This window comes from Streptomyces sp. NBC_00076, assembly GCF_045041235.1.
Lineage (GTDB): Bacteria > Actinomycetota > Actinomycetes > Streptomycetales > Streptomycetaceae > Streptomyces.
In genome coordinates this window covers 8404330-8427100 of record NZ_CP108242.1, presented here as the reverse complement: position 1 = coordinate 8427100, position 22771 = coordinate 8404330, and the positions used below count along the sequence as shown (strand labels likewise).

At 71.2% G+C, this 22771-nt stretch carries 19 protein-coding genes and 1 pseudogene; 12 read left to right on the top strand and 8 right to left on the bottom strand.

Annotation, left to right across the window (positions count from 1 at the left end; translation table 11 throughout):
- Positions 1 to 38: 38 nt before the first annotated feature.
- Positions 39 to 788 carry an SDR family oxidoreductase gene (locus OHA64_RS37795; protein WP_405621069.1) on the top strand — a complete coding sequence of 250 codons (750 nt, stop codon included), beginning with the start codon at positions 39 to 41 and terminating at the stop codon, positions 786 to 788.
- 466 nt (positions 789 to 1254) lie between these two features.
- On the opposite strand, the gene alc is transcribed toward OHA64_RS37795, so the two are convergent.
- Both alc and allB read right to left on the bottom strand, forming a co-directional pair.
- Positions 1255 to 2370, bottom strand: a complete 1116-nt coding sequence (gene alc / locus OHA64_RS37790; protein WP_405621067.1) for an allantoicase — start codon at positions 2368 to 2370, stop codon at positions 1255 to 1257.
- Positions 2371 to 2500: 130 nt separating this feature from the next.
- On the bottom strand, positions 2501 to 3844 hold the full coding sequence (gene allB, locus OHA64_RS37785) for an allantoinase AllB (RefSeq protein WP_405621065.1): 1344 nt from the start codon (positions 3842 to 3844) through the stop codon (positions 2501 to 2503).
- A 261-nt stretch (positions 3845 to 4105) separates the two neighbouring features.
- Between allB and OHA64_RS37780 the strand changes: the two genes are divergently transcribed.
- Positions 4106 to 4900 (top strand): IclR family transcriptional regulator, encoded by a 795-nt coding sequence (locus tag OHA64_RS37780; protein WP_405621063.1) that lies wholly within the window; start codon positions 4106 to 4108, stop codon positions 4898 to 4900.
- 155 nt (positions 4901 to 5055) lie between these two features.
- On the opposite strand, the gene OHA64_RS37775 is transcribed toward OHA64_RS37780, so the two are convergent.
- A complete protein-coding gene (locus tag OHA64_RS37775; protein ID WP_405621061.1) occupies positions 5056 to 5400 on the bottom strand; it encodes a DUF5955 family protein in 345 nt (114 codons plus the stop codon).
- 191 nt (positions 5401 to 5591) lie between these two features.
- Here OHA64_RS37775 and OHA64_RS37770 point away from each other — a divergent pair, with 191 nt between their 5' ends.
- On the top strand, positions 5592 to 6191 hold the full coding sequence (locus OHA64_RS37770) for an NTP transferase domain-containing protein (RefSeq protein WP_405621059.1): 600 nt from the start codon (positions 5592 to 5594) through the stop codon (positions 6189 to 6191).
- A gap of 197 nt (positions 6192 to 6388) precedes the next feature.
- Positions 6389 to 8023 carry a malate synthase A gene (aceB, locus tag OHA64_RS37765; protein WP_405621057.1) on the top strand — a complete coding sequence of 545 codons (1635 nt, stop codon included), beginning with the start codon at positions 6389 to 6391 and terminating at the stop codon, positions 8021 to 8023.
- Between the two features lie 3 nt (positions 8024 to 8026).
- Here aceB and OHA64_RS37760 read toward each other — a convergent pair whose 3' ends face one another.
- The 4 genes from OHA64_RS37760 to OHA64_RS37745 form a co-directional block, all read right to left on the bottom strand.
- A complete protein-coding gene (locus OHA64_RS37760) occupies positions 8027 to 8317 on the bottom strand; it encodes a SelT/SelW/SelH family protein (RefSeq protein ID WP_405621055.1) in 291 nt (96 codons plus the stop codon).
- On the bottom strand, positions 8314 to 9228 hold the full coding sequence (locus tag OHA64_RS37755; RefSeq protein WP_405621053.1) for a HipA family kinase: 915 nt from the start codon (positions 9226 to 9228) through the stop codon (positions 8314 to 8316). Before OHA64_RS37755 ends, OHA64_RS37760 begins: the two co-directional genes overlap by 4 nt.
- Positions 9229 to 9276: 48 nt before the next feature.
- Complete coding sequence (locus tag OHA64_RS37750) at positions 9277 to 11832, bottom strand: discoidin domain-containing protein (RefSeq protein WP_405621051.1); 2556 nt, start codon at positions 11830 to 11832, stop codon at positions 9277 to 9279.
- Positions 11833 to 12021: 189 nt separating this feature from the next.
- On the bottom strand, positions 12022 to 13572 hold the full coding sequence (locus OHA64_RS37745) for an IucA/IucC family protein (RefSeq protein ID WP_405621049.1): 1551 nt from the start codon (positions 13570 to 13572) through the stop codon (positions 12022 to 12024).
- Between the two features lie 92 nt (positions 13573 to 13664).
- Between OHA64_RS37745 and OHA64_RS37740 the strand changes: the two genes are divergently transcribed.
- From OHA64_RS37740 to OHA64_RS37730, 3 genes are all read left to right on the top strand, one after another.
- On the top strand, positions 13665 to 15185 hold the full coding sequence (locus OHA64_RS37740; RefSeq protein ID WP_405621047.1) for an IucA/IucC family protein: 1521 nt from the start codon (positions 13665 to 13667) through the stop codon (positions 15183 to 15185).
- Positions 15186 to 15281: 96 nt separating this feature from the next.
- Complete coding sequence (locus tag OHA64_RS37735; RefSeq protein ID WP_405621045.1) at positions 15282 to 16556, top strand: VWA domain-containing protein; 1275 nt, start codon at positions 15282 to 15284, stop codon at positions 16554 to 16556.
- Complete coding sequence (locus tag OHA64_RS37730; protein WP_405621043.1) at positions 16556 to 17359, top strand: hypothetical protein; 804 nt, start codon at positions 16556 to 16558, stop codon at positions 17357 to 17359. Before OHA64_RS37735 ends, OHA64_RS37730 begins: the two co-directional genes overlap by 1 nt.
- A gap of 88 nt (positions 17360 to 17447) precedes the next feature.
- On the opposite strand, the gene OHA64_RS37725 is transcribed toward OHA64_RS37730, so the two are convergent.
- A complete protein-coding gene (locus tag OHA64_RS37725) occupies positions 17448 to 18074 on the bottom strand; it encodes a winged helix-turn-helix transcriptional regulator (RefSeq protein WP_405621041.1) in 627 nt (208 codons plus the stop codon).
- Between the two features lie 87 nt (positions 18075 to 18161).
- Here OHA64_RS37725 and OHA64_RS37720 point away from each other — a divergent pair, with 87 nt between their 5' ends.
- The 5 genes and pseudogenes from OHA64_RS37720 (at position 18162) to OHA64_RS37700 (ending at position 22696) form a co-directional block, all read left to right on the top strand.
- Entirely contained in the window at positions 18162 to 19370 is a 1209-nt protein-coding gene (locus OHA64_RS37720) for a pyridoxal phosphate-dependent aminotransferase (protein ID WP_405621039.1), read from the top strand.
- 21 nt (positions 19371 to 19391) lie between these two features.
- Positions 19392 to 19655: pseudogene (locus OHA64_RS37715) on the top strand (histidine phosphatase family protein); the annotation flags it as partial.
- A 173-nt stretch (positions 19656 to 19828) separates the two neighbouring features.
- Positions 19829 to 21490: an IS200/IS605 family accessory protein TnpB-related protein gene (locus tag OHA64_RS37710; RefSeq protein ID WP_405621037.1), complete on the top strand. Its 1662-nt coding sequence runs from the start codon at positions 19829 to 19831 to the stop codon at positions 21488 to 21490.
- Positions 21491 to 21576: 86 nt separating this feature from the next.
- Positions 21577 to 22221, top strand: a complete 645-nt coding sequence (locus OHA64_RS37705) for a hypothetical protein (protein WP_405621035.1) — start codon at positions 21577 to 21579, stop codon at positions 22219 to 22221.
- Between the two features lie 52 nt (positions 22222 to 22273).
- On the top strand, positions 22274 to 22696 hold the full coding sequence (locus OHA64_RS37700; protein ID WP_405621033.1) for an acyl-CoA thioesterase: 423 nt from the start codon (positions 22274 to 22276) through the stop codon (positions 22694 to 22696).
- Positions 22697 to 22771: the final 75 nt, after the last annotated feature.

The following is a 22771-nucleotide window of genomic DNA, read 5'->3' as shown; positions in this document are numbered from 1 at the left end:
CGCCGGTGTTCAGGGGCGGGGGCCGCTGAGATGGACGCATGACGACGAAGAACGGATCTCTGAACGGCAAGGTGGCTCTGGTGACCGGCGGCAGCCGGGGTATCGGCGCGGCGACGGCCCTGCGGCTCGCCCAGGAGGGCGCGGACGTGGCCGTCACCTACGTGAGCGGCAAGGAGGCGGCCGAGGACGTCGCACGGGCCGTGCGGGCGCTGGGGCGGCGGGCGGTGGCGCTGCGGGCGGACTCCGCGGACGCGGACGAGGCGGCGGGAGCGGTGGAGCGGGCGGCGGAGGCGCTCGACGGACGGCTGGACGTGCTGGTGAACAACGTGGGAGTGGGGCTGTTGGGGCCCATGGAGAGCCTGTCGGTCGGTGAGGTGGACCGGGTGCTGGCCGTGAATGTGCGCGGGGTCTTTCTGGCGTCCCAGGCGGCCGCCTCCCGGATGGGCGCGGGGGGCCGGATCATCACCATCGGTTCGTGCATGTCGCAGCGGGTTCCGGGGCCGGGCGGGACGCTCTACGCGATGAGCAAGTCGGCGTTGATCGGGCTCACGAAGGCGCTGGCCAGGGAGCTGGGGGCGCGGGGGATCACGGCGAACATCGTGCATCCCGGGCCGATCGACACGGACATGAATCCGGCGGACGGGCCATATGCGGAGGGGCAGGCGTCGATGACGGCGCTGGGGCGGTACGGGACGGCGTCGGAAGTGGCGGGGACGGTGGCCTATCTGGCGGGGGCGGAGTATGTGACGGGGGGCGAGTTCTCCGTGGACGGGGGGCATGCGGCGTGACGAGCGGGGGCCTTTTCGCCCCCGCCGCCCCTGCCCGTCCCATCCCCAGGGGCACTGCCCCTTCCACCCGGCCGGGGCTCCGCCTCTGGACCCCGGGGCGCACCGCGTCCCCCGGGCCATTTGAGGGGTCGGCCGGCCCCTGGCCCCGGCGGCGGGTGCGTCCTTGGCCCTTGAGGGGGCGGCCTCTGAACCCGGGGCGGGCTACGCGCCCGGGCGTCTTTGCAGGGCTCCGCCCCGGGCCCCGGGCGCGGGCTCAGCCCGGGACTCCGAGCGCGGGCTGCGCCCCGGACTCCGGACGCGGGCCTTGACCCGGGCGTGAGGTGCGGTCCCCCTCACACCGGCCCGATGGGCATGCTGTACCGGCAGGACATCTTCGACAAGCACGGCATCGAAGCTTGCGCGGGGCCTCTGTCCCGGACCCGGGTCCGGGCTCAGCCCCAAGACCCCGCACGCCGGCTCCGCCCTCTCAGTCGCCCAGCTCCTGGTGGCGGGCCGTCAGGGTCGCCGTGCCCTCTTCCGTCAGGGAGCCGAACAGGCGTAGGCGGGAGATGCCGCCGTCGGGATAGATGTCCACGCGCGCGTGCGTGCCGACGGCCGGGGTCGGGAGGACGAAGCGGTGGTTGGTGTCGGGCTGGAGGCGGGTGCGCGGGAGGATCTCCGTCCACTCGCCTTCCTCACCGTCCCGGACCGAGACGGACGCCCAGCCCGCGCTGTTGCCCTTCAGGTACGCCGTGTCGATCTCGAGCGCGCGGATCTGGGACCGGGCCACCAGCCGGTAGCGGATCCAGTCGTTGCCCTGGTCGCGGCGGCGGCGGGTCTCCCAGCCGTCGTCCATCTTGCGGGAGCGGCCCGGCTGGATGGTGTTGGAGGCCGGTGCGTAGAAGAGGTTGGAGGCGTCCTCGGCCCGGCCGCCGTTCTCCAGGGCGACCACGTCGAAGGTGCCCAGGACCTCCAGCCACTTGGGGTCGGGTACGACCTCGCCGTACACCCGCAGTCGCGCGATGCCGCCGTCGGGGTGCTGGTTGACGCGCAGGTGGGTGAAGCGCTGTTCGACCGATACGGCGAAGCCGTTCGCCGCGTGGCCGCCGACCGGTGTGCGCGGGACGAGCGTCGTCCACTTCACGTCGTCCCCGAGGAGTTCCGCCGGGGACGGGCACCCCCGCACCGACGTGCCCTCGATCGACACCGCCTGCGGGTAGTTGCCCCGGAAGTGGGCGGTGTCGACGACGATGCCGCGGATCACGCCCGGCGCGCCGAGGCGGACCAGCGCCCAGTCGTGGTCCTCGGCCGTAGGCCACGGGTGGTCGGCGGAGGCACCCCGGCGGCGCCTGGTCTCCCAGCCGTCCATGATCTTGCCCTTGTGCCCGAAGTGTTCGGGGTCGAACTCGGCGGGGCCGGGAAGCAGCAGGTTCTCGCGCTGGGCGAAGAACTCGTCGTTGGCGGCGATGACTCCGGCGCCCAGCTGCCGGTCGGCGAGGTTGGCGTACTGGGTGAAGGGAAACGCGGCGGTTCGGTAGTCCGCGTACGGGTCACCGCCTCCGTAGGGGGTCGCGTCGCCGGTGAAACTTTCAATCGCCGTCACGGTGATCAGGTCTGCCTTTCGGAGTCGGCCGCCGCGGGTGCGGATACGGGTGCGGGTGCGGATACGGGTGCGGGTGCGGAGACAACGGGGTGGGTCCCGGGGGCCACCGCTGGGCAGGTGGCCCCGCGGTTCAGGGAGTCGGGGTCCGCGTGAGCAGGTGCCCCTTCGGTTCGGTGAACTCGCCGCCCGCGACGACGCGTTCGCCCCTCAGCCAGGTGGACCTCACCACGCCGTGCAGTGTCCTGCCCGCGTACGCCGTCACGCGGTTACGGTGCTGGAGAGCGGTCGGGTCCACGGTGAAGGTGTCGTCGGGCGCGAGGACCGCGAAGTCGGCGTCGCGGCCGGCCTCGATGGCGCCCTTCTGCCGCAGGCCCACCAGATCGGCCGTCCGCGTGGACATCCAGCGGACCACGTCCTCCAGGCCGTGCCCGCGCCTGCGCGCCTCGGTCCACACCGCGGCCAGGCTCAGCTGGAGACCGGAGATGCCGCCCCAGGCGGTGGCGAAGTCGTCGGTCTTCAGGTCGGCCGTGGACGGGGAGTGGTCCGTGACCACGCAGTCGATGGTGCCGTCCGCCAGCGCCTGCCACAGCAGGTCCTGGTTCGCGGACTCACGGATAGGCGGGCAGCACTTGAACTCGCTGGCGCCGTCCGGGACTTCCTCCGCGGTGAGGGTGAGGTAGTGCGGGCAGGTCTCGACCGTGACGCGGACCCCCTCGGCCTTGGCGGCGGCGATCAGCGGCAGCGCGTTCGACGAGGACAGATGGAGGATGTGCACGCGCGCGTCGAGGCGCTTCGCCTGGGCGATGAGCTGGGCGATCGCGGTGTCCTCGGCGTCGCGCGGGCGGGAGGCCAGGAAGTCGGCGTACCTGGGGCCGCCGTGCTGTGGGGCCGCGTCCAGGTGGTGCGGGTCCTCGGCGTGCACGATCAGCAGGCCGCCGAAGGACGCGATCTCCGCGAGGGAGCGGGCGAGTTGGTCCTGGCCGAGGTGCGGGAACTCGTCCACGCCGGACGGCGACAGGAACGCCTTGAAGCCGAAGACACCGGCCTCGTGCAGCGGGCGCAGGTCCTTGACGTTGTCGGGCAGGGCTCCGCCCCAGAAGCCGACGTCGATGTGCGCCTTGTCGGCGGCCACTTCCCGCTTCGTGCGGAGATGGTCGACGGTGGTCGTAGGCGGGAGGGAGTTGAGCGGCATGTCGACGAGGGTGGTGATGCCGCCGGCGGCCGCGGCGCGGGTGGCGGTCCAGAAGCCCTCCCAGTCGGTGCGGCCGGGGTCGTTCACATGCACGTGGGTGTCGACCAGGCCAGGTAGCAGGACGTCGTCGCCGACGTCCTCCAGGCGGGCCCTCTCGGGTACGGGAGCGTCGTACGGCAGGACGGCGGTGATCGTCCCGGCGGTGACCGCGACCGAGGCGGCGCGCGTCCCCTCCGGGGTGATGACGCGCGTCGAGCGCAGCACCAGTTCTACGTCGGACACCCGGGCCTCTTTCGCTCCGCTGTTTACTTCCACGTAACGGAATTCAACGTTCTGTTGAAGGAGTCTTCACTTCCGGCTCCATGCCGTCAAGGGTGCCGCCAAGGGCGCGCCCCCTGAAGGAAAACATAGCGCCCACTCTGGACGTTTCCACAAAGTGGAAATAGGGTTCCGGCACGCAGAACGTAACCACGTCCAAGCAGGGAGTCAACCGACTGGCGGGTAGGATTCTGCTCTTCCCGCCTGCGCCGAAAGGAACGCGCCGTGCCGACGTCCAGCGCCAGCACCACCGACTCCGCGAAGTCCGCCAGCGGCGGAGTCCAGTCCCTCGAGCGCGCCTTCGATCTGCTCGAGCGGATGGCGGATGCGGGGGGCGAGGTGGGGCTGAGCGAGCTCTCCGCGAGCAGCGGGCTGCCGCTGCCGACCATCCACCGACTGATGCGCACCCTCGTGGTGTGCGGGTACGTCCGTCAGCAGGCCAACCGCCGCTACGCGCTCGGCCCGCGCCTGATCCGGCTCGGCGAGTCCGCCTCCCGCCTGCTCGGCACCTGGGCGCGCCCCTATCTCGCCCGCCTGGTCGAGGAGACCGGCGAGACGGCGAACATGGCACTGCTGGACGGGGACGAGATCGTCTACGTGGCACAGGTGCCGTCCAAGCACTCGATGCGCATGTTCACCGAGGTGGGCCGCCGGGTGCTGCCGCACTCGACCGGCGTCGGCAAGGCGCTGCTCGCCAACACCCCGGACGGCGAGGTGCGCGCCCTGCTGGCCCGCACCGGCATGCCCGCCGCCACGGAGAAGACGATCACCACGCCGGACGGCTTCCTCGCGGCGCTGGAGGTCGTGCGCCAAGCCGGCTACGCGGTCGACGACAACGAGCAGGAGATCGGCGTCCGCTGCCTCGCGGTGTCCGTCCCCGACTCCCCCACCGCCGCCGCGATCTCCATCTCCGGCCCGGCGGGCCGGGTCACGGAGGCGGCGACGGAGAAGATCGTGCCGGTGCTCCAGCAGGTCGCGGTGGAGCTTTCCCAGGCGCTGGCGAGCCAGAACCCGGCGTGAGCGCCGCGCGATGCCGTGGCGGCCGGTTCACCGACGGGCACGGCTCGGAAGAGGTCGTCTTCGAGCCGGACGTCGGGAGCTGATCCGTACCACGGGACGTCCGCTTCGAGGGCGGCACGGGCGCGCTCCCCTACCGAGGACCGGCGACGTAGGGCTCAGCCCTGCCCGCGCGGCGGTTCCTGGACCGGCGAGCGCGGCGGCTCGCTGAACAGGTCCACCGCTTTGCGCACCTCCGACAGGCCCCGCGCGAGCGCGCTGACGGACCCGATCGCCGCGGCGATCAACAGCAGCGACCGGCGCAGCCGCGGGATCTCATGCGACCCGTCGACGGTCATCGCCGCCAGGGTGGCGAGTTCGTCCTCCGCGATCGCGCGGTCGGGGAACTCGGCCGGATACGCGGCGAGTTCGCGGCGCAACCGGGACACCGCGGTCCGCAATTCCGCCACTTTGAGATCCTCGTCGGCGCCGGTCACCGGTCTCTGTCCCAAGCTCCGCAACACAGCCGTCCCCCCTCGCACACCGTTGTGCGCCCGCACATTCCCGTCCCACCGAGCGCTACCCCTGGGCGCTGGTCGAGCGCCGGGGGACGCGGGTCAGTAAACGCCACGCGATGACGGATGCGCCACTGTCAGGACCGAAATTCAGCCCTACGGAACCGGGCGTCCTCCTGGGAGTCAGGTATGCAGGACGCATGACGGAGAACGAACAGCGGCCGGCCGGACTGCTTCTCGCGGCCGGCGGCGGACGGCGACTCGGCGGACGGCCCAAGGCTCTGCTGCCGTACCGGGGACGCCCCCTCGTCGAGTACGTCGTCGGAGAACTGCGCGCGGCCGGCTGCGCCCGCGTGCATGTGGTCCTCGGGGCCGCTGCCGCCGCCGTACGGGAACAGGCGGAGCTCGGTGACTGCGTGCTCGTGGAGAACCCCGACTGGGCCGACGGCATGGGCTCGTCGCTGCGGGCCGGGCTCGGCTCGCTCGCCGGGACGGGGGCGCGGGCCGCGCTGGTCTCGCTCGTCGACCAGCCCGGCATCGGGGCGGCGGCGATGGCCCGGGTGCTCGCCGCCGGGCGGGATGCGCCGTCGTTGGCCGCGGCCGCCTATGAGGGTGTGCGGGGGCATCCCGTCCTGCTCGGCGCCGCCCACTGGACGGGCGTCACCGCGACTGCGACCGGCGACCGGGGGGCACGCGCCTATCTGAAGGCGCGTGAGGAGGCGATCACGCTCGTCGAGTGCGGAGATGTGGCAAAGCCGTACGACATCGACACCGTCGCCGACCTGAAGCACCTTGGGTGACTTGGGTGAACGGGACGACAGCGAGCGCCGGCTTGCCTCGGCGCGGAGAGTCTTGATATCAACAAACCATTGAAGTTCCACGATGAGGAAACTAGTATCCACTTTTCAGAAGCGCCCGGCCCCTCCCCGGGTGTTCCTCGCCCCCACCCGGGTCGCCCGGCGCCCGGCGCCAAGCTCGCTGAAGGAAGTGACAGCTCATGTCCGCACCAGCGCCGTCCCCGCTGGCCATCGTCGACGCCGAGCCCCTGCCCCGGCAGGAGGAGGTCCTCACCGAGGCGGCCCTCGCCTTCGTGGCCGAACTGCACCGCCGGTTCACGCCCCGGCGTGACGAGCTCCTCGCCCGCCGCGCCGAGCGCCGCGCCGAGATCGCCCGCACCTCCACACTCGACTTCCTCCCTGAGACGGCCGCGATCCGTGCGGACGACTCCTGGAAGGTGGCCCCCTCCCCGGCCGCGCTCGACGACCGGCGGGTCGAGATCACCGGCCCCACCGACCGCAAGATGACCATCAACGCCCTCAACTCGGGCGCCCGGGTCTGGCTGGCGGACTTCGAGGACGCCTCGGCGCCGACCTGGGAGAACGTCGTCCTCGGACAGCGCAACCTGATCGACGCGTACACCCGGAACATCGACTTCACCGACGCCGGGTCGGGCAAGTCGTACGCCCTGAAGGACGACAGCGAGCTCGCCACCGTCGTCATGCGTCCGCGCGGCTGGCATCTGAACGAGCGGCATCTCGTCGACGCCGACGGCACTCAGGTTCCCGGCGCCCTCGTCGACTTCGGGCTCTACTTCTTCCACAACGCCCAGCGGCTGCTCGACCTCGGCAAGGGCCCGTACTTCTACCTCCCCAAGACGGAGTCGCACCTGGAGGCCCGCCTCTGGAACGACGTCTTCGTCTTCGCGCAGGACTACGTGGGCGTCCCCCAGGGCACCGTCCGCGCGACCGTCCTGATCGAGACGATCACGGCCGCGTACGAGATGGAGGAGATCCTCTACGAACTGCGCGACCACGCCTCCGGGTTGAACGCGGGCCGCTGGGACTACCTGTTCTCCATCGTCAAGAACTTCCGTGACGGCGGCGCCAGGTTCGTCCTCCCGGACCGCAACGCCGTGACGATGACCGCCCCGTTCATGCGGGCGTACACCGAACTCCTCGTCCGTACCTGCCACAAGCGCGGCGCGCACGCGATCGGCGGCATGGCGGCGTTCATCCCGTCCCGCCGGGACGCCGAGGTCAACAAGGTCGCCTTCGAGAAGGTCCGCGCCGACAAGGACCGTGAGGCGGGCGACGGTTTCGACGGCTCCTGGGTCGCCCACCCCGACCTGGTCCCGATCGCCATGGAGTCCTTCGACAAGGTCCTCGGCGACAAGCCGAACCAGAAGGACCGCCTCCGGGAGGACGTGCACGTCGAGGCGGCCGACCTGATCGCCGTCGACTCGCTGGACGCCAGGCCGACGTACGACGGACTCGTCAACGCCGTCCAGGTCGGCATCCGTTACATCGAGGCCTGGCTGCGCGGGCTCGGCGCGGTCGCCATCTTCAACCTCATGGAGGACGCGGCGACCGCCGAGATCTCCCGCTCGCAGATCTGGCAGTGGATCAACGCGGGCGTCGAGTTCGAGCACGCCGGGAACACGGTGAAGGCCACGCCGGAGCTGGCCCGTGAGGTCGCCGCCGAGGAGCTGCGGAACATCCGCGCGGAACTCGGCGAGGAGGCCTTCGCGGCCGGTCACTGGCAGCAGGCCCACGACCTGCTCCTGGAGGTCGCCCTCGACGAGGACTACGCGGACTTCCTGACCCTGCCGGCGTACGAGCAGCTCAGGGGCTGACGCTCACTCCGGCTTGTCCGAGTGGCCCAGGGACTTCTCCGGGGCCACTCGGTCGCGTACCGCCTGCTTCACCGCGGTCGGCTCCGGGAAGCCCTGCTCCCGGCGGTCCCACACCACCTCGTCGTTCACCCGGACGACGAAGACACCGCCCTTGCCGGGCTTCAGGGACAGCTCGGTGAGCTCGGTCTCGAAGGTCGTCAGGAGTTCCTGGGCCAGCAAGGCGGCACGCGGCAGCCAGCGGCACTGCGTGCAGTACTCGATCTCGACCCGCTGGGCATCCGGCTGAACTGTCATCCCAGGTGCACCGACCAATCCTGTTCCGCGGCCGGTTCGCCGTGCAGGTCGGGGACCCGCTTGAGCCAGTTCGGCCGTCCTCCTTCCGTCCTCGCCGCCCGTTGGGCCTCCTCGGCGGCGCGTTCCTCCCTGGTGGGGAAGTCGGTGGGCAGCCAGGCGGCGGAGGCCCGCACGCGCGCGTGCAGATAGTCGACGTACGCCGCACGGACATCGTCCGGGGTCCGGAAAACCCCCTCGACGGCCAGCCAGGCGTCCGGGACCTCGTCGGCGATCCCCCGCAGCAGCTCCCGTGTGACCTGGGGCGCCAGCTCCGCGTCGGCGGCCCGCACGTCGGGCGCGCTGTGACCGAGCGCGTGGTGGCGGAAGTCGTACGCCTTCTCGGGGTCCGAGCCGTCCCAGCGGTGGTGGAAGACGAGCGCGGCACCGTGGTCGATCAGCCACAGCCGCGGGGGTGCGACGCCGAGGGTCGGCCAGACCATCAGGTTGGAGCTGTGGACCGTACGGTCGACGTTGACGGTCAGCGCGTCCAGCCAGACGATCCGGCCCGCCTCCAGCGGGTCGACGCGGAAGGTCTCGGCGATCTCCGGGGTGAAGTCCGCGGCGCCCGGCAGGTAGTCCATGCCCAGGTTGACTCCCGCGCTCGCGCCGTGCAGTTCCCGCACCTCCTGGTGGGGCTCGCTGTCGGCGACGGCCGGATCGAAGTGCACGAGGACCAGCTCGGGGAACCGCAGCCCCAGGGCGCGCGCCAGCTCGCCCACGATCACCTCGGCGACCAGCGCCTTCCTGCCCTGCGCGGAGCCGGTGAACTTGACGACGTACGTGCCCAGGTCGTCGGCCTCGACGACACCGGGCACGGAGCCACCGGACCGTAGCGGAGTCACGTATCGAACAGCAGTCACTTCACGCAGCACACCGGTCAGGGTATGCCAGCGCGCGTGCGCGGGGTGGCGCGTCGGTTCTCACTTTCCGTAGACGGAGACCTCGTAGAGCCCGCGGGACCAGTCGGCGTCCTTGCCGTGCGCGAGGTCGAACGATTTGTACACGTCGAGCTTGACGTACCGGTACGAACCGGTCAGCTCGTGGCTCTGGTGGCCGACCCGGTTGTTCTGGGTGTTGTCGACGAGTTCCGTCCAGCGTTGTCCGTCGGTACTGCCGGAGACGGTGTAGCGGTGGACGTTGTCCGAACCGCCGACCGTCTTGAACGAGAGCCCGATCCAGGCCAGCTTGTGGCGCCCGCCGAGGTCGACCTGCCAGGAGAAGGGGAGCCCTGCGCTCTTGTAGTACTGCTCCGTGTCGTCATAGACGCTGACGTCCCCGTCCTTGCCGTCATTGGCCTCGGTGGCGTCGTAGTGCCGGTAGATCCCGGTCGCCTCCTGTTCGGGGGTGGTCTCCCAGTCGCTCAGGCTCTCGGTGGGCGCGCCGACGGCGGCACGGACCTTGGGAGAGGCGGTCACCGGCTTGTTCAGGGAGAGCAGCTTCCAGTCCGGCTGCTTGACCTTGCCGTTCTTGGCGTCGAGGTCGAGTCGCGGGGTGGGCTGGAGCCTCATCAGACCCTTGCCGCCGTTGCCGCTGTCGCTGATGGTCAGGGGCATGGCCACATACGTCGACTTCAGCAGGAGGTCCGGGCGCCAGCGGTCGCCGATGTACACGTAACTCGGCTTGCTGTCGGTACCGATGTTGAGGATCTTGGTGGGCTGGGAACCGTAGGTGGTGTTGTCACCGACGAGCTGCAGGGAACTCCACGCCTTCTGGCCGTTGCGGTAGCCGTACGCGTCCCGCGGCTCACCAAAGCCCGCGTCCAGGTCCTCGGTGCGCCCGTACTGGGCCTGGTTGGGGTACCAGCCGGACTGGTAGGACGTCATGAGGTAGACGAATCTGCCGTTCTTGCCACCGTTGCGGACGAGGGCGGGAGCCTCGCGGTGCTCGCCGACATACATGTCGTACTCCTTGTCGGGCACCACGTCCGTGAAGGAGTCGTTCAGCTTCCACACCCGCATGTAGATGTGGTCCTGCGCGGTGACGAGGTAGGCCTCGCCGGTCTTCTCGTCCTGGTGGACGGTGAAGTCACGTGAGCCGTACCCGATGTTGTCGCCCTTGCGCGCGGGGGCCGGGTCCTGACCGTCCATGGTGTAGTACGTCTCCGCACCGTAGGAGGGGGAGAGGATCCGCAACTCCTTGTAGCCGAAGGTGCCGTACGTGCCGGGGACGCGGTTGATGACCGGGGTGAACACGGGCACGTCCGACGCGGCCTCGGCCACCTGGTACGTCACCGACGTGACCTCACTGGCCTTGCCGTCCTTCTCGGTGACCGCCTTGACGACGGTCCGCTTGCCCGGGGCCCCCGCCAGGGATATCCGCGTCCCGTCCGTGTATCGCCGGCGCTGGGCGTTGTCCGGGGCGGCCGGGTCGGAGCCGTCCGTCGTGAAGTACGAGGTCGCGTCGGCGGTCGCACCGGTGACGAACGCGACGTCCTGGCTGTTGACCAGCACCACCGACGGATCGGACGACTCCTTCAGCGTGGGAGACACCACCGGCGCCACCAGCTGATCGTGGGAGGTCCCCGGATCGCCGATCGTGTACCGGGCCGTCATCGTGCCGGACGCGTTCTCCGTCGGATACCGCACGATGTAGCCGCTGGTGGAGACGTTGTAGTCCTTCGCGTACCGGTCGTACGCCGACGTGTCGAAGCCGGTCATCCGGACCGCCTTCGCCTTCACCGTCGTGTCGTGCGTGATGTCGTTCAGCTGGTACGTCCACGAGTTCCCGGCCTGGCTCGTGCCGTAGTCGTCGTCACCGACGTACGACAGCTTCTCGGGGGCGCGGGCGTCCGGGGCCTTGTACTGGAGGATCTTCGCCGGATAGTCGGCCTGCACGGGCTTGTAGGCGTGCTTCTTGTTCGCGGCGTCCTTGGCCGAGGTGTCGAAGTCCTCGGTCGGCTGCCCGACGCGGTCGCCCATCGCCTCCGCTTCGGCGTTCCCCGCACCGGGGCGGAAGTGGCCCTTCGAGGTGATCGTGTAGGGGCCGTCGATGGTGTTGGAGGTCGCCACGAGGACTTCCGAGGCGGAGTAGTCCGCGGCCATCTCCCAGTGACCCCACAGGACGTACTTCTTCGTCTTCTCGTTGTAGAGCAGCTTCGGGCGCTCCACCTTCGCGTGGGTGAGGATCTTGTTGCCCCGGGTGTCCTCGGAGTCCACCGTGAGGATCTGCCTGACCTTCTGCCAGTTCTCCAGGTCCTTGGACCTGTACAGATTCAGTCCGTTGAACCGGGCGTTGCCCTGGGACTTGTCCTCCCCCACCCAGTAGTAGGTGTCTCCTCTCTTGAGGAAGCCGCCTCCGTGGGCCTCGATGGGGTCGCCGTTCGTGTCGTAGTACGTCTGGCCGTTCGGGATGGCGTCGTACTGGGGACGCGAGGCGACGCCCCCGGAGGCGGAGGCCCCCGCGACGGCGGGAAGCAGGCCGGTCAGCAAGGCGGCGGCGGTCACCACCACTGCCGTCGCCCTTCCAGGTCTGGGCATGTCTGAGTCAGGTCCCCTCTGTCGTGTGCGGTGCGGGCTGTCGTCTGCCGTGCGGAGTGTCGTCTGCCGCGGGCCGGATCGGTCGGTGCCCGGACGTCATCACGCCTTCGGCATGTTTACGCAAACATGTGTCGTGAGCATGGCACCGTGGGGGATGTCGGACAAGGGGCGGAACGTGAACTACGGCGCTCAGTCGGTCAGACCGGCGAGGGGGTTGGGCAGCGGTCGGTAGCGGGCGTCGGCGCCGTCCGCGCCGGTCCAGCGCAGCAGCAGGTTCGTCTTGCCGGGCAGGGTGGGCGAGGTGAGCAGGGCGGCGATCTCCGGGAGGTCGTGCCGGGACAGCTCGCGGCGGACGGCTGGCCAGGGATCGAGGCCGGGCGTGCGTTCGGCCAGAGCCGCGGCGATCTCGACGAGGTGGTTGACGACCAGGCAGTACACGAGTCGCTCCCAGCCGGCCGCCCGGGACACCTCCGGCAGCAGCTTCACACCCTCGGCGTCCCGGAACAGGGCCTGCACGGGTGTGCCGTCGGCGTCGACGGCGACCAGCGTGTTCTGCAGATGTGCTTCGAGTACGACGCCGTGGTCGGCGAAGGCCGCCAGGGCCGGGGGCACCACCTGCGCCAGATACGCCTCCCACCATGCCGCCGGGTCCCTCGCCCCGTCGAGCGGGCTGCCCCCGAAGCCCTCCACCAGCCCCGCCGCCAGCAGCGGGGTCGCGCCGGGCACGAGGTGGCCGCGCAGTCCGTCGCGGACGAGGACGGCGAGTTCCTCGAAGGCGAAGTCCGCGGTCCGGTACCCCCTGTCGCTCAGCCAGGCCGCCGGGCCGCCGAACGAGGCGAGGGCCTCGTGTGCCGCCGTGTCCGTCCGGCGGAGCTTCAGCAGGTCGTGCCGCCACAGCCGGCGGATGTCGTTGGTGATGCGGACGTCCAGGCTGAACTTCAGGAAGAGGTCGCGGCCCGGGGCGTAGACCGTGCGGATCGCGGCGGTCGGCCAGGTCTCGAACGCGGTGTCGCCGAGCCGGATCAGGCGGCCGTCCGCGAAGGCCGGTGCGAGGGCGGGGGCGACCAGGTCGAGCTGCCAGGGGTGCGCGGGCAGCAGTCGGTAGCCGGGCGGGGCCTCGCCCAGCGCGTCCAGGGCCGAGGTGTCGCCCTCGTCGACGACCGCGTCCTCCCGGAGTCCCAGCAGGGTCAGCGGGAAGCGGGCGTGCGCCTCGGGGGCGTAGGGCAGCCAGTCGGCGACGGGGCCGCAGCCGCGCGCCTTGGGAGCGGGATGGTGGGGGTGGCCGGTGATGAGGGACTGCTCGGAGCGCAGGTAGGCGTCGTCCGGCGGTGCCACGCGGGCGCGGGCGGTGAGCAGCGCCGCCACCGCGTCCCGGCTGTCGATCATCTCGGTGGGCAGGTCGGGGTTGGACAGCCCGGTGTGCCGGACCAGTTCCTCGGCGACGAGTTTCACGAGTTCGGGATGGCCGACGCGCCGCCAGCCGTCTTCCGTGTGGACCTCGGGTTCGGCGGGCCGCCGCTGCCCGCGCACGCGCAGCGGTCTGCCTCCGGGCAGCCGGTACACGCGGTGGGCGCCCTGTGCGGCGGACGGCTCAAGGGGCTCGGCCACCTCCCGCAGCAGGCAGTTCAGCAGGGGCGCCGCCGCGTAGGCGTCGGCGCGGTCACCGATGTCGTGCGGGGCGCCGGCGCGCGGGGCGGCGTCGGCTGCGTCGGGCGGGGGAAAGGGATCCACGCGTTCCACTCGTTCTCTACGGTCCGTTCGGGCGGCGATGATCAGTATGTCTGTCGTCACCACCTGTCGTGACATCCCATGGTTACCCGAGGAGCCCGCCCGTGCACCGTCCCCCCACCGCCGAGGCCGAGGTCGCCGAGGAGCTGGCCGCCGTACGTCCCGGCCTCGTGCCGCGGTACACGGCCGAACTGCCCGGTGCCCGCGCGGCCGTCCTGACCCGGTTGTGGCGCGGTCTCACCCATGAGCCGCTCCCCTGGCTCGCGGACCGCGCGGACGGCCCCGCCGGGTGCACGCTGCGTCTGTCGGACGGCCGCCGGCTGCACGGCCCGCGTCCGGACCCGTACGCCACCGCCGCGTACGTCTCCGTCGTACGACTCGACGAGGTGGCGTACGACGATCCGGCGCGGCTGATGACCGGCCTCGCCGTAGCGCACGGTACGGACTTCGCGGTCGAACTCGGCCACAGCGTCGCCTCGTTGGCGCTGTCCCGGGCCGGGCAGGAGCGGCCCGCTGCGGAGGAACGGCCGGTGTACGACTGGGAGTGGGAGCGGCGGGTGGTCGACGGGCATCCGTACCACCCCGGTTGCCGCTCCCGGCCCGGCTTCTCGGTGGCCGAACAGCTCGCCTACGGGCCCGAGCACGGTCCGCTGGTGCGGCTGGGGCTGCTGCCGGTACCGGCGGGCGAGTGCCTGGTGACGGGTGACTGGCCGGACGAACTGCGGGACGGGGAGCGGCTGTTGGTGCCGACGCATCCCTGGCAGGCGGAGCATGTGCTCAAGCGGGCGTGCGACACCGGGATCGACGCACGTCCGCTGATGTCCCTGCGCACGCTGGAGCTGCCCGGCGGGTTCCACCAGCCCTGCGGACCGCATGTGAAGACCGCGCTGAGCGCCCGGCTGACGTCGTCGGTGCGGGACATCTCCGGGTACTCGATCGCGCTGTCCGCGACCCTGTCGGCGTTCGCGGAGACGTTGGCCGCCCGGCTGGACGGTCTGCTGCACATCACCCGCACGCTGGGCGCGGTCACCGCCAACTCCCCCGATGTGGCGGCGGTGTTGCGGGAGTCACCGCGGGCGTATGCGGCCCCGGGCAGTGGTGAGTGTGTGGTGCCGGTGGCCGCGCTCGCCACCACCGGGCTGCCCGAATCCCCGGCCTGGCTCGCCGACTTCACCCGTCTCGCGCTCACGGTGGGCCTGCGGCTGCTGGATCTGGGGGTGGCGCTGGAGGCGCATGGTCAGAACCTCCTGGTGGTGCTGTCCCCGACGGGCGCGCCCGTGCGGCTGGTCTACCGGGACCTCGCCGACATCCGGGTGAGCCCGGCCCGTCTGGCCCGGCACGGCATCCCGGTCCCGGAGCTGACCGGACGCATCGTCACCGACGACGTGACGGCCCTGCGCCGCAAGCTGTTCGGTTCGCTGGTGGCCGGAGCGCTCGCCGGTACGGCGGGGTCGGCGGCGGTGTTGCGGGGGGCGCTGGAGAGCGCCGTACGGGATCTGCCGCGCACGCCGGACCTCGTCGCGCTCCTCGAAGAGCCGGTGCCCGCCAAGGCGTTGACGCTGATGCGGCTGTCGCCGGGGACGCCGGGAGACCAGTGGACCGGGCTGCCCCATCCCCTTCACTGAACAGCCCGCTGCCCGATGCCCTGTGCCGAGACGTCGGTGCCACCGATCTGATCGGCCGTTTTGGAGCCCGGCCCTCCTGATCAATAAGATCCGCCGATGATCACAAGTAAACAGCTGGCGGCGGGAGTGTGCGCCCTGCTCGCCGCCCTGACGGCCGGGATCGCCTTCCCGGCCGCGGCGGTCGCCGGTGAACCCACGGGCGGGACCGCGCCCAAGGTCGACCTCGTCCTCGACGTCAGCGGTTCCATGCGGACCCGGGACATCGACGGCGGCACCCGGATGGCAGCGGCGAAGCAGGCGTTCAACGAGGTGCTGGACGCGACGCCCGAGGAGGTCGAACTCGGCATCCGCACCCTCGGCGCCGACTACCCCGGCGACAACCAGAAGACGGGCTGCAGGGACACCGCGCAGCTCTACCCGGTCGGCCCGCTGGACCGCACCGAGGCCAAGACGGCGGTCGCGACCCTCTCCCCCACCGGCTGGACGCCGATCGGCCCGGCGCTGCTGAAGGCGGCCGGCGACCTGGACGGCGGCGACGGCTCCAAGCGGATCGTGCTGATCAGCGACGGCGAGGACACCTGCGCCCCGCTCGACCCGTGCGAGGTGGCCCGCGAGATCGCCGCCAAGGGCATCGGCCTGACCATCGACACCCTCGGTCTGGTCCCGAACGCCAAGATGCGGCAGCAGCTCAGCTGTATCGCGGAGGCGACCGGCGGGACGTACACCTCGGTGGAGCACACCGACGAACTCACCGACCGGGTCAACCAGTTGGTGGACCGGGCGGCCGATCCGGTGGTGACGCCGGTGGCCACTCAGGGCGCGACGGAGTGCGCGAAGGCGCCGACTCTCAAGTCCGGTCTGTACACCGACCGGGAGGAGTTCGGGCAGCAGCGCTGGTACCGGGTGGACGTCCAGGCGGGCCAGGAGCTGCGCGCCTCGGTGAGCGTGGCGGCCGACCGGACGGTGAACCCGGACTACGGGACACTGCTGCGGGCCGTCACCGTGCACGGCCGCGAGATCGTGCGCGGCGAGGCCGCCGGAATCGGGCGTACGGACGTCATCTCCACCGGGCTGCGCTACCCGAAGCCCGAGCGGGACGACGACGACAGCGACAAGCCGGCCGCCGAGACCGTCTGCCTCCAGGTCACCAACTCCTTCTCGGCGGCCTCCGGGGTCAAGACCACGCCGGGTCTGCCGCTGGAGCTGACCGTGGACGTGGTGGACGGGCCGAGCCAGGCGAGCGACGTGGCCTCCTTCGGCCTCGGACGCGGCTGGTGGCTGCTCGGCGCACTGATCCTCACCGGCTTCCTCGCCGGTCTCGTCTGGGGCTGGCTGTCGCGCTGGCGGCTCGCGGTCTGGAGGACCAACTGATGCGGATCACACGCGTGTTGAGCGCTTCGCTGCTGATGCTCGGGCTGGCGGTGTCCCCGGCTGTCGCCGACTCCTCGCCGTCCCCGAGCGCGTCCGACGACAGTTCGGCGCCCGCCGCCGCGGGCACCTCGTTCCGTACCGCGACCGAGATCGAGCAGGGCCGGACGGCCACCGCGAACGGGTCCGCGGGCGACTACATGTACTGGTCGTTCCCGGCGGACGCCGGTCAGCGCCCCACCGTCGGGGCGACGGTGAAGCTGCCCGCGGCGCACGCCGCCGAGACCTGGCAGATCGACGTGTACGACGGTCTGCGCCGGCGCCAGTCCTGCCAGTACGGCGCGCAGACGCGCACCGCCGCGGCGGGCACCGCCTCCGTGCGGCTGACCTGTGTCCTCCGCACGGTCCACGCCTGGTCGGAGCAGTGGGCGAACGATCCGCTGCCCGGCACGTACTACGTCCGGCTGACGGTCGTCGACCTCACCACGGCCGACCTGGGTCTCCCCGTCGACACGGACGTGCGGGTCGACTCGAAGGACATCGGCGGTTCGGCCGCGGTGGACGGCTCGCTGTCCCAGCCCCTGGTGCCGGGCATCGCGGTCAAGTCCGAGGCGGAGGAAGGAAGTTCGTCGGACTCCGCCGTACTTTCCAGCATCGAGCCGGACGACGGCTGGTCCTCCGGCTGGTGGTCCGACCGGTGGGTGTGGACCGCGATCGGCGGAGTGCTGGCCGCACTCGCGGGTATCGGCGGGTACGCGCTGACGCGCGGGTCGGGGCGTCCGTCGCGGGTGCCGCCGAGCGCCTGACGGTTCGTCAAGGGGGCCCCGCCGCACCTGTGCGGCGGGGCCCCTCCTCGCCTTCCCGTCCCCCAGGACTCCCAGGCCTCCCCCGCCGTCAGGCCTCCCGCAAGGCCTTCGCCGGCGCCCCGTCACCGGTCACCTCGATACGCCCCGCTCGCACCGCGTCCGGCACACTCAACTCCCCCCGCCCGACGAGCAGGCACGTGTCGGTATCCATCGCCAGCCGGGCGTCCGGCTCCCGCGGGGCGGGCCCATCGCCGTACACGGGCCCTTGCTCGGCGCCGACATACAGATGGAAGTCCCCCTCTTCCAGACGGACTTCGACGAGCCCCTCGACCTCCAGCGAACGCAGCAGCGGCAGCGCGAACCAGTGCGCCCGTACGGCGTCGGTGGGCCGCCGCTCACCCAACTCGGTCTGCCCCCACTGCCCCAGCGCCTGGAGTACGGGCAGCAACTCGCGCCCCCGACCGGTGAGTTCGTAGACGTACGCGGCCCCCGGCGGTGGCAGCCTGCGTCGGGTCGTCACCCCCTCCCGCTCCATGTCCTTCAGCCGTGAGGCGAGGACGTCCGTGCTCACGCCCGGCAGGTCGGCGTGCAGGTCCGTGTAGCGGCGCGGGCCGGCCAGGAGTTCGCGGACGATCAGCAGGGTCCAGCGGTCGCCGACGACGTCGAGCGCCCGGGCCGCGGAACAGTACTGGTCGTAGCTTCGGCGAGGTGACATGCGACGCAGTCTAAACACGTTGTTGGACTTTCCAAGCTCATACTTGGTAAAACCAAGCAACACCACGAACCGGAGGGGCGTAAGCGCATGGAGTTCCGGCAGTCGAACAAGCTGAGCGAGGTCTGCTACGAGATCCGCGGCCCGGTGATCGAACACGCCGACGCACTGGAGGCGGCGGGCCACAGCGTGCTGCGCCTGAACACCGGCAACCCCGCGCTGTTCGGCTTCGAGGCGCCGGAGGAGATCCTCCAGGACATGATCCGCATGCTGCCCCAGGCGCACGGCTACACCGACTCGCGCGGCGTCCTCTCCGCCCGCCGCGCGGTGGCGGGGCGGTACCAGACGCTGGGCCTGGAGGTCGGCGTCGACGACGTCTTCCTCGGCAACGGCATCTCCGAGCTGATCTCCATGTCCGTACAGGCACTGGTCGAGGACGGCGACGAGATCCTCATCCCGGCCCCCGACTTCCCCCTCTGGACGGCCGTCACCACCCTCGCCGGCGGCAAGGCGGTGCACTACCTCTGCGACGAACAGGCCGACTGGTACCCGGACCTGGACGACATGGCGTCGAAGATCACGGCCCGCACCAAGGCCGTCGTCATCATCAACCCGAACAACCCCACCGGCGCGGTCTACCCGAAGGAGGTCATCGAGGGCATCCTCGACCTCGCCCGCCGGCACGGCCTGATGGTCTTCGCCGACGAGATCTACGACCAGATCCTGTACGACGACGCCGTGCACCACTCGGTCGCCGCGCTCGCCCCCGACCTGGTGGTCCTGACCTTCTGCGGCCTGTCGAAGACGTACCGGGTGGCCGGCTTCCGTTCGGGCTGGCTGGTGGTCACCGGTCCGAAGCAGCACGCCAAAAACTATCTGGAGGGCCTGACCATGCTGGCCTCCATGCGGCTGTGCGCCAACGCGCCCGCGCAGTACGCCATCCAGGCCGCGCTCGGCGGTCGCCAGTCCATTCACGAGCTGACCGCGCCGGGCGGCCGTCTGCACGAACAGCGCACCGTGGCCTGGGAGAAGCTCAACGAGATCCCCGGCGTGTCCTGCGTGAAGCCGAAGGGCTCGCTGTACGCGTTCCCGCGCCTCGACCCCAAGGTCCACAAGATCCACGACGACGAGAAGTTCGTCCTGGACCTGCTGCTGCGGGAGAAGATCCAGGTGGTCCAGGGCACCGGCTTCAACTGGCCGACCCCCGATCACTTCCGCATCCTCACCCTGCCCCACGCGGACGACCTGGAGGCGGCGATCGGGCGGATCGGGCGGTTCCTCGGCGGGTACCGGCAGTAGGGGCCTCCTAGCCTGGGTCGTATGAGTGATCTCTTCCTGGTGCGGCACGGTGAGACCGAGTGGTCGCGGTCAGGTCGGCACACCGGCCGGACGGACGTCCCGCTGACCGAGCACGGCCGTGCCGAGGCGCGGCGGCTGGTCCCGCTGATCCGGTCGCACCGGATCGGGGCCGCCTTCGTCAGCCCGCTGCAGCGCGCCAGGGAGACCGCGGAGCTGATCGGGTTGCCCGACGCGCGGGTCGACACCGACCTCTACGAGTGGGACTACGGCGGCTACGAGGGGGTTGTGAACTGTTGCCGCGGAACAGCGCACGAGTGTGTTCTGGCGTGCATGAGTGAGTGTCTGGGGTGTGGTGGGGCGTAGGGAACGGGAGTTCCCTCATCGAATGGGTGACCTTTGCGGGTGGTGGTCGTTGACTGCGGTGACGGGGTCTTCGCATTGCGGTCGGGGGTGTACGGGTGGGTGGGCTGCGGGAGTTGGTGGCGGCGTTCGTCGTGCCCGGTCCGGCCGGTGTGGCGGTGCGGGACCGGCTGCGGGTGAGCGAGGCGGACGCGGCGGTGCTGACCGAGGTGGGGGCGTTCCTGGGGTCGCTGGCGGCCGGGGATCTCGCGGAACGCTGTCGCCAGGGGCGGGCGCATGATGCGGCCGGGTGGGCGGTGCGCAAGCGCGAGCTGACGGGGAGGTCCTCGGCGCGCTGGGCGGGCAGTATCACCAAGGCCACGCATGACCAGTGGGCGCTGGCGAGGCGTGGACAGGCGGCCCACATGGCCTGGCTGCGCAGGCAGATCGACTCGGTCGAGGCGCGGCTTGCCCGGCCGCTCGGTGCCAAGGCCGACAAGAGGGACGGCCTGGTACGCGGTTACGGTTCGCGGGGTGAGTGGCATGCCAAGTCCCGCCGCCTGCAGACGTTGAAGGACCGCCTCGCGGGGGTGGAGGCGGATTGGGCGGCGGGCCGGGTCCGGGTGGTGCGCGGCGGCAAACGCCTCGCCCACGCCCGTCACCACCTGGCGGCGGCCGGGCTGAACGAGCAGGAGTGGCGACAGCGGTGGCGGGCGGAGCGGATGTTCCTGTCGGCCGACGGGGAGTCCGGCAAACGCTTCGGCAACGAGACCATCCGTGTCACCGACACCGGGCAGGTCTCGGTCAAGCTCCCGGCCCCGCTGGCCCACCTGGCCAACGCACCCCACGGCCGGTATCTGCTGGACGCGACCGTACGGTTCCAGCATCGAGGGCAGGAGTGGCTGGACCGGATCACTGCGAACCGGGCGGTCGCTTACCGCATCCACCACGACCCGGTGCGCGGACGCTGGTATGTGACCGCTTCGTGGCAGCGCGCCGCCGCCCCGGTGCTGCCGCTTGAGGCGGCGTTGGTGCGGGGTGTGGTGGGAGTGGACATGAACGACGACCACCTCGCCTGCTGGCACCTGGATGTGCACGGCAACCCGGTCGGCGAACCGCAGCGCTACTTCTACGACCTGACCGGCACCGCTCAGCACCGGGACGCGCAGATCCGGCACGCACTGACCCGGCTGCTGCACCATGCCCGGCGTTGCGGGGCGAGCGCGATCGCCATCGAGGACCTCGACTTCAGCGACGGCACAAGCCGCGAGCGGCACGGCCGCAACAAGCGCTTCCGCCGCCTGCTCTCCCGCTTCCCCACCGCCAGACTCAAAGCCCGGCTGATGTCGATGGCCGCCGAGCAGGACATCGCGATCGTCGCGGTCGACCCCGCCTACACCAGCCGGTGGGGCGCCCAGCACTGGCAGAAACCACTGACCACCCCACGACGCACAATGTCCCGGCACGATGCGGCAAGCATCGCCGTCGGGCGACGCGCCTACGGGTATCCGATCCGGCGACGGACGGCACCGCCCCCGCATCACCAGAGTGATGGTGCGGGGCATCGGACCGTCCAGGCCCGACCGGACACCCGCAGGCGTGAGGAAACCCGCCCCCGTATCCCCGGACCACGGACGCGATCCGTGTCACCGGACACGGAGCGAAAGCGGGCGACCAGGACATCCAACACCGTTCGGGATGTCCGCAGCGACCAGGTACGGGTCCAAGACTCACTCCTGCTCACTGATGAGGAACGGTGGAATGTCAGAGCCCCGTCGTAGTCTTCGAAGGGTGACCGCAGTGAGGTGCCTGGCAGGTCGCAGTGATGTGACGCCTTCGAGAAGGATCCGACGGGGAGGAGCAGGCCGTGACCCGACCGCCGACCGCCGCGCAGCGGCGTGTCATCGACGCCGCCGATCCCGTCACCGGGCGACTCAGGGGGACGGACGCGCAACTCACGGCGCTGGTCGCGCGAGGCCTCGCCTTCCGGCACCCACGGCCGCCGCACGACCACTTCCTGACCCCGGCCGGACACCGGATACGCGAGGCGGCCCCGGAGGCTCCCGCCCCCGCCGTCGCACCAGCCCCGGCGCCGGGCGTCTTCACTGCCCGCATCGGCGGCGAGGAGGACGCGCCCGACGGCGCCCAGGTGGCCGGTCCGGCCCGGGCCCGTGAGGTGCACAGCGCCTGGGAGGGGCTCCTGGAGCTGCGCCGGATGACCAACCCGCACGGCGCCACGGAACGGCCCTGCGCCTGGGAGCGCGCCCACCTGGTCCAGGCCGCCGCCCTGGCCCTGGAGGCGGCCGGACTGCGCCCCGCCGGGCGGGACGGCACCGGGGGCTACCGGGTGCGCGCGACCCCGCAGCCGGAGGCCGTCGCCGTGCACGCGCCGGACACCGAGGAGCTGCGTGTCTGTGCGGCCACGCTGGAGAAGGCGGGCTGGCAGGCCGGCGAGCACACGCAACCACGGACGAGAGCGCGCTATCTGCTGGCGTCCCCGCGTCGGGCGTGATGGGCATGCCAAGATCGGTCGATCAGAGCATCCATGACGAGAAGGGGAAGCCGTGACCGAAGCGTTTTCCGTCCCGGTGACCGTCCGCGGGTACGAGACGGACGTGCAGGGCCATCTCAACCAGAGCGTCTACCTCAACTACGCGGAACACGCCCGCTGGTCGCTGCTGAAGGCGGCGGGGATCAGCCAGTCCGGTCTCATCGGAAGCGGTGTGGGCCCGGTGACCCTGGAGACCACCATCCGCTACCGCCGCGAGTTAGTGGCCGGCGACGAGGCCGAGGTGACGTGCGGCTTCGCCTGGGGCGAGGGCAAGACCTTCCGGATCGAGCAGACGATCCGCAAGGCGGACGGCACGGTGGCCGCCGAGATCACGGCCGTCGGAGGCCTGATGGACCTCAAGGAGCGCAGGCTGGTGGCGGATCCACGGGAGTACTTCAGAGAACTGGCGGCGGATCCGGGCCTGTTCGGGCTGTAGGACTGAGGGCTCGACGGGGGGCGCGAGGGGGGCCGACACTCGGAAACGGCCCCGGGCGGCCCGTCGGCGCCCCTC